The following is a 678-nucleotide window of genomic DNA, read 5'->3' on the forward strand; positions in this document are numbered from 1 at the left end:
GGCGCATCTTTCCCGCATCACCGTCGTCACACGCGGGACGCCGCAGGTGCTGGAGCAGATCAAGGCGCAACTGGAACGCATCGTGCCGGTGCACCGCGTCGTCGATCTGACGGTGCGCGCCCGCGAGCTTGGCCAGGATCGGCCGATCGAGCGCGAAGTGGCGCTGGTCAAGGTGATCGGCGAGGGCGAGATGCGCGCCGAGACCCTACGCCTTGCCGATGCCTTCCATGCCAAGGTGGTGGATGCGACGGTCGGCCACTTCATTCTGGAGATCACCGGCAAATCATCGAAGATTGATCAGTTCGTGGCGATCATGAAGCCGCTCGGCCTCATTGAGGTGTGCCGTACCGGCATTGCGGCGATGAATCGCGGCGTGCAGGGCATGTAAATATTACAGCCCGGGCATGTAAGATCACAGCCCGGGCATCTAAGCCGGATGCTGCAATAATTGGGAAAACCGCTGGAGATCAGAGCATTTCCAGCGGCTTTTTCTTTGTGGGCGGCGGAAAGGCGGCATCGAGGGCATCCCAGTCGTCGTCGGTGATATCAAGCGAGACGCAGTCGCGGTTTTCGGCTGCGCGCTCGGCATTCGAGGTCTTCGGGATGACGATGACGCCGTCGCGTTCCAGCAGGAAAGCGAGCGCCAGCTGGGCGGGCGTTGCCTGATAGGCCTTGGCG

The 678-nt window shown here is 62.1% G+C and carries 2 protein-coding genes; one reads left to right on the forward strand and one right to left on the reverse strand.

The features are described from left to right. The coding region (gene ilvN / locus FY112_RS00105) for an acetolactate synthase small subunit (protein WP_151517330.1) at positions 1-388 on the forward strand (388 nt) is incomplete at its 5' end. Positions 389-467: 79 nt separating this feature from the next. Here ilvN and FY112_RS00110 read toward each other — a convergent pair. Next, on the reverse strand, positions 468-678 hold a 211-nt coding region (locus FY112_RS00110; protein ID WP_181018104.1), incomplete at its 5' end, for an aldo/keto reductase.

Origin of the sequence: Rhizobium sp. PEPV16, assembly GCF_008919455.1 — a bacterium.
Taxonomy (GTDB): Bacteria; Pseudomonadota; Alphaproteobacteria; order Rhizobiales; family Rhizobiaceae; genus Rhizobium; species Rhizobium leguminosarum_Q.